The organism is Streptomyces sp. NPDC006134, assembly GCF_040628835.1.
GTDB lineage: Bacteria > Actinomycetota > Actinomycetes > Streptomycetales > Streptomycetaceae > Streptomyces.
Genome location: NZ_JBEXTV010000116.1, coordinates 1 through 7,446, shown reverse-complemented (window position 1 = coordinate 7,446; position 7,446 = coordinate 1). Strand labels below are relative to the sequence as shown.

Genomic DNA, 7,446 nt, shown 5'->3' with positions numbered 1-7,446 from the left:
GTTCGACACCCAGCTCGCCGGCCACCGCGTCGTCTTCGACGGGTACGCGCTCGTCCTGGCGGAGGAACCGGATTCCCTCACCGGGCTGTGGCGCCCGCGCCGTACCGGTTAGCGGGATGGCGGGCGGGTCAGCCCGCCGTGTCCTGGCGCCGCACCGACAGCAGGTCCTCCAGCTGCTCCTCACGGGCCTGCGCGGCCACGAACAGCAGCTCGTCGCCGGCCTCCAGGGAGTCCTCCTGGGTCGGGGTCAGCACACGGGTGCCGCGGATGATGGTGACCAGGGAGGTGTCCTGGGGCCACTCCACGTCTCCGACCTGGGTGCCGGCCAGCGCCGACTCCTCCGGCAGGGTCAGCTCCACCAGGTTGGCGTCGCCGTGGCTGAAGCGGAGCAGCCGGACCAGGTCGCCGACGCTCACCGCCTCCTCGACCAGGGCCGACATCAGGCGCGGCGTGGAGACGGCGACGTCCACGCCCCATGCCTCGTTGAACAGCCACTCGTTCTTGGGGTTGTTCACCCGGGCGACGACGCGCGGGACGCCGTACTCCGTCTTCGCCAGCAGCGAGACGACCAGGTTGACCTTGTCGTCACCGGTCGCGGCGATGACGACGTTGCAGCGCTGGAGCGCCGCCTCGTCCAGGGACGTGATCTCGCAGGCGTCGGCGAGCAGCCACTCCGCCTGCGGGACGCGCTCGACCGAGATGGCGGTCGGCGCCTTGTCGATCAGCAGGACCTCGTGGCCGTTCTCCAGCAGTTCGCCCGCGATCGAGCGGCCGACCGCGCCGGCTCCGGCAATGGCGACCCTCATCAGTGACCGCCCTCCTCTTCGGGACCCTTGGCGAACGCCGCCTCGACCTTGTCGACCTCGTCGGTGCGCATCATCACGTGCACCAGGTCGCCCTCCTGCAGCACCGTCTGCGAGGTGGGCAGGATCGCCTCCCCGAGCCGGGTGAGGAACGCCACCCGCACCCCGGTCTCCTCCTGGAGCCGGCTGACCTTGTGGCCCACCCAGGAGGTGGAGGTGTGCACCTCGGCGAGCTGGACCCCTCCGGTGGGGTCGCGCCACAGCGGCTCGGCGCCCGAGGGCAGCAGGCGGCGCAGCATCTGGTCGGCCGTCCAGCGGACCGTGGCGACGGTGGGGATGCCCAGGCGCTGGTAGACCTCGGCGCGGCGGGGGTCGTAGATGCGGGCGGCGACGTTCTCGACGCCGAACATCTCGCGGGCCACGCGGGCGGCGATGATGTTGGAGTTGTCACCGCTGGAGACGGCGGCGAAGGCACCGGCTTCCTCGATGCCCGCCTCGCGCAGGGTGTCCTGGTCGAAACCGATCCCGGTGACCCGCCGGCCGCCGAACGAGGAGCCCAAGCGGCGGAAGGCCGTGGGGTCCTGGTCGATCACGGCGACCGTGTGCCCCTGCTGCTCCAGGGTCTGGGCCAGAGCGGAACCAACTCTTCCGCAGCCCATGATGACAATATGCATCGCGTCACACCGCGCTTCCCACAGGCCCTGTGACCTTCGTCGATCTCGTGCTCATGTCTCTCTTCTCGGCTCGCCGGGCGACACGCCGCGGCCCGGACGCGGGCCGCGAGGCACCATCATGCCGGTGTCCACCGGCGGGGACGCCCTCCGGGGCCCGGGACGCCGGGTTCCCCTGCCGGGAACCAACGTATCCGCCCGGGCCGGGGAGCCGCCGAGGGCCCGTGCGCACACCGGCGCCGACGGGGCGCACCGCCGGCCGGCGCGCACGCCTGCACGGTGCCGGTGACCCGGGCCGTGGGCGTCGGGCGGCGGGGGAGGGAGCCGCTCGCGCGGGTGCGGAAGCCGGAGGAGGTGCGGGGAGGCAGGGCGCCCAGGGGGGCTTGGAGAGGTATGAGGAGACAGGGCGCGCCCAAGGGGACTTGTGGAGGCGTGCGAAGGGGGATGCGGGGCGTCTGTGGGAAGGGCGGGGCGTCTGTGGGAAGGGCGGGGCGTCTGCGGGAAGAGCGGGGCGTCTGCGGGAAGGGCGGGATGGCTGAGGGGCGGGCGTGACGTCTGAGGGATAGGCGTGAAGTCTGAGGGGCGGGCGTGACGTCTGTGGGGCGGGTGGGAGCGGACGTACGGCGTGGCGCGGCCGGGGGCGGAGAACCGACGGGGAACGAGGTCGCGCCACCCGTCCCCCTCGCTCCTCACCCCGCCCGTCACCCCCCGCCCGTCACCCCCCGCCCGTCACCCCCCGGCCGTCACCCCCCGGCCGACGACCGCCGCCGCACGATGCTGCGGACACTGGCAAGTGTCAGGAATCCGAGGCCGACGAGGGCGGCCGCGGCGCCGATCAGCTCCGCGGTGGCGTGCATGGGACCTCCAGAGGGCCGTGCGGGCCCGGAGACGGGCGGGATTTGTCATATAGACATGACGGCCTCGCGGCCTGCGGAATCCGCAGCCGCCCCGCTCCGCGAATTCACCCGGAGGGCAGATGACGGACGGAACGGGGGTGGCGGGTGGGCGACCCCCCGTTCGAACGCTTACGATCCTCTGTTGTGTCCAAACTGACCGACGTGCCCAAACGGATCCTGATCGGGCGCGCACTGCGCAGTGACCGGCTGGGCGAAACGCTCCTGCCGAAGCGCATCGCACTCCCCGTCTTCGCCTCCGACCCGCTGTCCTCCGTGGCGTACGCACCCGGCGAGGTGCTGCTGGTCCTCTCGATCGCGGGCGTGTCGGCGTACCACTTCAGTCCCTGGATCGCGGTCGCGGTCGTCGTGCTGATGTTCACCGTGGTCGCCTCCTACCGCCAGAACGTGCACGCCTACCCCAGCGGCGGCGGTGACTACGAGGTGGCCAACACCAACCTCGGGCCCAAGGCGGGACTGACGGTGGCGAGCGCACTGCTGGTCGACTACGTCCTGACCGTCGCGGTCTCGATCTCCTCCGGCATCGAGAACCTCGGCTCCGCGGTCCCGTTCGTCGTCGAGCACAAGGTCTTCTGCGCGATCGCCGTGATCCTGCTGCTGACGCTGATGAACCTGCGCGGCGTCAAGGAGTCCGGCACGCTGTTCGCCATTCCCACGTACGTCTTCGTCGCCGGCGTCTTCATCATGATCGCCTGGGGTGTCTTCCGGGCGCTGGTGCTCGACGACACCATGCGCGCGCCGACCGCCGAGTACGTGATCAAGCCCGAGCACCAGGGCCTGGCGGGCTTCGCCCTGCTCTTCCTGCTCCTGCGCGCCTTCTCCTCCGGCTGCGCCGCGCTCACCGGCGTCGAGGCCATCTCCAACGGCGTCCCGGCCTTCCGCAAGCCCAAGTCGAAGAACGCGGCGACCACGCTCGCGCTGATGGGCCTGCTCGCCGTCACCATGTTCTGCGGCATCATCGGCTTGGCCATGGCCACCAAGGTCCGCATGGCCGAGAACCCCGCCGCCGACCTGTTCCGCAACGGCGTCCCGGTCGGCCCGGACTACGTCCAGAACCCGGTGATCTCCCAGGTCGCCGAGGCCGTCTTCGGCAAGGGCAGCTTCCTGTTCATCGTCCTGGCCGCCGCCACCGCGCTCGTCCTCTTCCTCGCCGCGAACACCGCGTACAACGGCTTCCCGCTGCTCGGCTCGATCCTCGCCCAGGACCGCTACCTGCCGCGCCAGCTGCACACCCGCGGCGACCGCCTCGCCTTCTCCAACGGCATCGTGCTGCTGGCCGGCGCGGCCATGCTCCTGGTGTGGATCTACGGCGCCGACTCCACCCGCCTGATCCAGCTCTACATCGTCGGCGTGTTCGTCTCCTTCACGCTCAGCCAGATCGGCATGGTCCGCCACTGGAACCGCCACCTGGCCGCCGAGAAGGACCCCGCCAAGCGCCGCCACATGGTCCGCTCCCGGGCGATCAACGCCTTCGGCGCCTTCTTCACCGGCCTGGTGCTGGTCGTGGTCCTCGTCACCAAGTTCACCCACGGCGCGTGGGTCGCGCTGCTCGGCATGTGCATCTTCTACGCGACGATGACGGCGATCCGTAAGCACTACGACCGCGTCGCCGAGGAGATCGCGGCCCCGGAGGGCCCGCCGAGCGACGACATCGTGCGCCCCTCCCGCGTCCACTCGGTGGTCCTGATCTCCAAGATCCACCGCCCGACGCTGCGCGCCCTGGCCTACGCCAAGCTGCTGCGCTCGGACACCCTGGAGGCGCTCAGCGTCAACGTCGACCCGGCGGAGACCAAGGCGCTGCGCGAGGAGTGGGAGCGGCGCGGCATCGACGTACCGCTGAAGGTGCTGGACTCGCCGTACCGCGAGATCACGCGGCCGGTCATCGAGTACGTCAAGAGCCTGCGCAACGAGTCGCCCCGGGACGCGGTCTCCGTGATCATCCCGGAGTACGTGGTCGGCCACTGGTACGAGCACCTGCTGCACAACCAGAGCGCGCTCAGGCTCAAGGGACGGCTGCTGTTCACGCCGGGCGTCATGGTGACCTCGGTGCCCTACCAGCTCCAGTCCTCCGAGGCGGCCAAGCGGCGGGCCCGCAAACAACAGGAGTGGAACGCGCCCGGCTCGGTCCGGCGGGGCCCGGCCCAGGAGCGGGCGAAGGAGTCCTCGCCGTCCACGTAGACTGGTGGGCTGGTGTCCGTCCGGACCCCTTTTCCCGTCCCCTTCCATCCCCTTCCGTGTTCGCACCGGATCTCGTACTGGAGTAGCCCCGCCATGCAGGCAGAAGAGAAGAAGTCGCTGGTGGGCGAGGAGTACGAGGTCGAGATCGGCCCCGTCGCCCACGGTGGTCACTGCATCGCCCGCACCGACGCCGGCCAGGTGCTGTTCGTCCGGCACGCGCTGCCCGGCGAGCGGGTCGTGGCCCGTGTCACCGAGGGCGAGGAGGGGGCCCGCTTCCTGCGCGCGGACGCGGTGCGGATCCTTCAGGCGTCCAAGGACCGCGTCGAGGCTCCCTGCCCCTTCGCCGGCCCCGGCCGCTGCGGCGGCTGCGACTGGCAGCACGCCAAGCCGGGCGCCCAGCGCCGCCTCAAGGCCGACGTGATCGCCGAGCAGCTCCAGCGGCTCGCGGGGCTCACGCCCGAGGACGTGGGCTGGGACGGCACGGTGATGCCGGCCGAGGGCGACAAGGTGCCCGCCGGCCAGGTCCCGGCGTGGCGCACGCGGGTGCAGTACGCCGTGGACGCCGAGGGGCGTGCGGGCCTGCGCCGGCACCGCTCGCACGAGGTCGAACCGATCGACCACTGCATGATCGCCGCTCCCGGCGTGTCCGAGCTGGGCATCGAGAAGCACGACTGGACCGGGATGGAGTCCGTCGAGGCGATCGCGGCGACCGGCTCCCAGGACCGCCAGGTCATCCTCACCCCGAAGCCCGGCGCCCGGCTGCCCCTCGTCGAACTGGACCGCCCGGTCTCCGTGCTGCGGGTCGACGAGAAGTCCGGCGGCATCCACCGCGTCCACGGCCGCCCCTTCGTCCGCGAGCGCGCGGACGGCCGCACGCACCGCGTCGGCGCCGGCGGCTTCTGGCAGGTCCACCCGAAGGCCGCCGACACCCTGGTGACGGCCGTCATGCAGGGCCTGCTGCCCCGCAAGGGCGACACCGCCCTCGACCTGTACTGCGGCGTGGGCCTGTTCGCGGGCGCGCTGGCCGACCGTATCGGCGAGAAGGGCGCGGTGCTCGGCATCGAGTCCGGCAAGCGCGCGGTGGAGGACGCCCGGCACAACCTCGCCGACTTCCCCCGCGTCCGCATCGAACAGGGCAAGGTCGAGTCCGTCCTGCCGCGCACCGGCATCACGGAGGTCGACCTCGTCGTCCTGGACCCGCCGCGCGCGGGAGCGGGCCGGAAGACGGTGGCGCACCTGTCGTCGCTGGGGGCGCGGAGGATCGCGTACGTGGCCTGCGACCCGGCGGCGCTCGCGCGGGATCTGGGGTACTTCCGGGACGGGGGGTACCGGGTGCGGACGCTGCGGGCGTTCGATCTGTTTCCGATGACCCACCACGTTGAGTGCGTGGCGATTCTGGAGCCTGCCGAGAAGGGCCTCTGACCTGCCGTTTTGCATTTCGGGGGGTCAGCTCGATCCTTTTCGCTCGCGGAATGCGTCGACTGAGGTTCGCTTGTGCAGAACGCTCTGAGCTGCAGATTCAAGGGCCGGCGTGGGTCTCGCGGCGACGTGGCGATGCGCAATGCCGAATTTTTGACGCTCGGATGACGCTCGAATATCGGAAGCCTCAGCCTCGGACCTCTCCGGCCCTGGGCCGCAGACCTGGGCCGTCGGCGCGGGGCAAGGACTCCGGTTCGGGGGCCGACTGCACGTCGCCAGCGGCGGCGCGTGCTGCTCCCTCGTCGCACGCACCTCGGAACCGAGACCGCGGCCCGACCGGACCACGAAGGACGGCGTCGTGGTTTGAGGTCTTGAGTGGCTGGTATCACCTCGCACCCAGATACCAGTCCGGTATCATTCCTGTATGGCGATGACACTCCGACTCCCCGAAGACCTTGACGCGAAGCTCACCGAGCGGGCTCGTCGGGAGGGTCGCAGCAAGCAGGAACTTGCCATCGAGGCCATCCGTGACGCCCAGCACCGGGCCGAGCTGAAGGTCGATGACGTCCTGGCCGAGCTGATGGACAGCGATGCGGAGATCCTGGACTACCTGAAGTGACCCAAGTGCGCTACATCCATATCGACGAGATCCTGGCCATCGCTCGCACGGTCAACGATACCGAGCACAGCGTGCGTGACATGGGACTTTTGGTGTCAGCGATCGAACGGCCCCGAACGAACGTGTTCGGGGCCGAGCTGTATCCCACGCTGCACGAGAAGGCGGCGGCACTGCTGCACTCCGTCGCTCGCAATCACGCGCTGATCGACGGCAACAAGCGCACCGCCTGGCTTGCCATGCGTGTCTTCCTGCGGTTCAACGGCGTCAGCGCCGGTACCGCCCCGCCACCCGTCTCCGTGGCTGGCCCGTTCGTCGAGGAAGTCGCGCAGGACAACATCGATGTACCGGCTATTGCCAAGCGCCTGTCGGCCTGGTTCCCCGTTACCTGACGTTCGACGTCGTGGGTACGGGACGGAATGAGGTTCTGGGAGCGGTGCTGGCTCCTGGCAGTCCGCCGGGGGACTGACCCGTTCGTTCAGCGGGTGGATTCGTATGCTTTCGCGAGACGGGGCAGTGGGTCCGCTCGGCGCGAGAATGGCGTCCCACGCGTCTTCCCGTTTGGGCGGCAGGTCAAGGTCCACATCGGCTACGGCGGTCTCTTCCCAACCAACACCCGCCCCTGCTTTCCCAGCGGTCACGGAACGCGCTGTCCGTGCCCCTCGCGCGCCCCCCCGTGCGCACTGAGCCGGTCCACTCGCCTCCAACAAGCTGTGTCTGCGGTATCCACCGTCCACGTCCACAGCTTGCAGGGGGGTGCCTCTATGTCCTTCGTCAAGCGAGTCGAGGGCTTCTCGGTTCGTAGAAGGTTCCGTCGCGGAGCATGGCGAACAGGACGCTGATGC

At 70.3% G+C, this 7,446-nt stretch carries 6 protein-coding genes; 4 read left to right on the top strand and 2 right to left on the bottom strand.

The features are described from left to right. Nucleotides 1–128 precede the first annotated feature (128 nt). On the bottom strand, nt 129–806 hold the full coding sequence (locus ABZ340_RS35985; protein ID WP_358786107.1) for a TrkA family potassium uptake protein: 678 nt from the start codon (nt 804–806) through the stop codon (nt 129–131). Next, entirely contained in the window at nt 806–1,477 is a 672-nt protein-coding gene (locus ABZ340_RS35980; RefSeq protein ID WP_358786106.1) for a TrkA family potassium uptake protein, read from the bottom strand. Before ABZ340_RS35980 ends, ABZ340_RS35985 begins: the two co-directional genes overlap by 1 nt. 1,037 nt (nt 1,478–2,514) lie before the next feature. On the opposite strand from ABZ340_RS35980, the gene ABZ340_RS35975 reads away from it, so the two are divergent. The 4 genes from ABZ340_RS35975 (at nt 2,515) to ABZ340_RS35960 (ending at nt 6,993) form a co-directional block, all read left to right on the top strand. After that, complete coding sequence (locus ABZ340_RS35975) at nt 2,515–4,566, top strand: APC family permease (protein ID WP_358786105.1); 2,052 nt, start codon at nt 2,515–2,517, stop codon at nt 4,564–4,566. Nucleotides 4,567–4,659: 93 nt separating this feature from the next. Beyond that, nucleotides 4,660–5,988 carry a class I SAM-dependent RNA methyltransferase gene (locus ABZ340_RS35970; protein WP_358786104.1) on the top strand — a complete coding sequence of 443 codons (1,329 nt, stop codon included), beginning with the start codon at nt 4,660–4,662 and terminating at the stop codon, nt 5,986–5,988. Nucleotides 5,989–6,409: 421 nt separating this feature from the next. Continuing rightward, the gene (locus ABZ340_RS35965) at nt 6,410–6,604 is read left to right on the top strand and encodes a ribbon-helix-helix protein, CopG family (RefSeq protein ID WP_030566796.1); all 195 of its coding nucleotides are present in this window, start codon (nt 6,410–6,412) and stop codon (nt 6,602–6,604) included. Then, complete coding sequence (locus tag ABZ340_RS35960; protein WP_358786103.1) at nt 6,601–6,993, top strand: type II toxin-antitoxin system death-on-curing family toxin; 393 nt, start codon at nt 6,601–6,603, stop codon at nt 6,991–6,993. Before ABZ340_RS35965 ends, ABZ340_RS35960 begins: the two co-directional genes overlap by 4 nt. Nucleotides 6,994–7,446: the final 453 nt, after the last annotated feature.

What these genes read in the sequence shown, in the direction of transcription:
- ABZ340_RS35985 (WP_358786107.1), bottom strand. Translation starts at nt 806, where the DNA reads ATGAGGGTCGCCATTGCCGGAGCCGGCGCGGTCGGCCGCTCGATCGCG.
- ABZ340_RS35970 (WP_358786104.1), top strand. Translation starts at nt 4,660, where the DNA reads ATGCAGGCAGAAGAGAAGAAGTCGCTGGTGGGCGAGGAGTACGAGGTC.
- ABZ340_RS35965 (WP_030566796.1), top strand. Translation starts at nt 6,410, where the DNA reads ATGGCGATGACACTCCGACTCCCCGAAGACCTTGACGCGAAGCTCACC.
- ABZ340_RS35980 (WP_358786106.1), bottom strand. Translation starts at nt 1,477, where the DNA reads ATGCATATTGTCATCATGGGCTGCGGAAGAGTTGGTTCCGCTCTGGCC.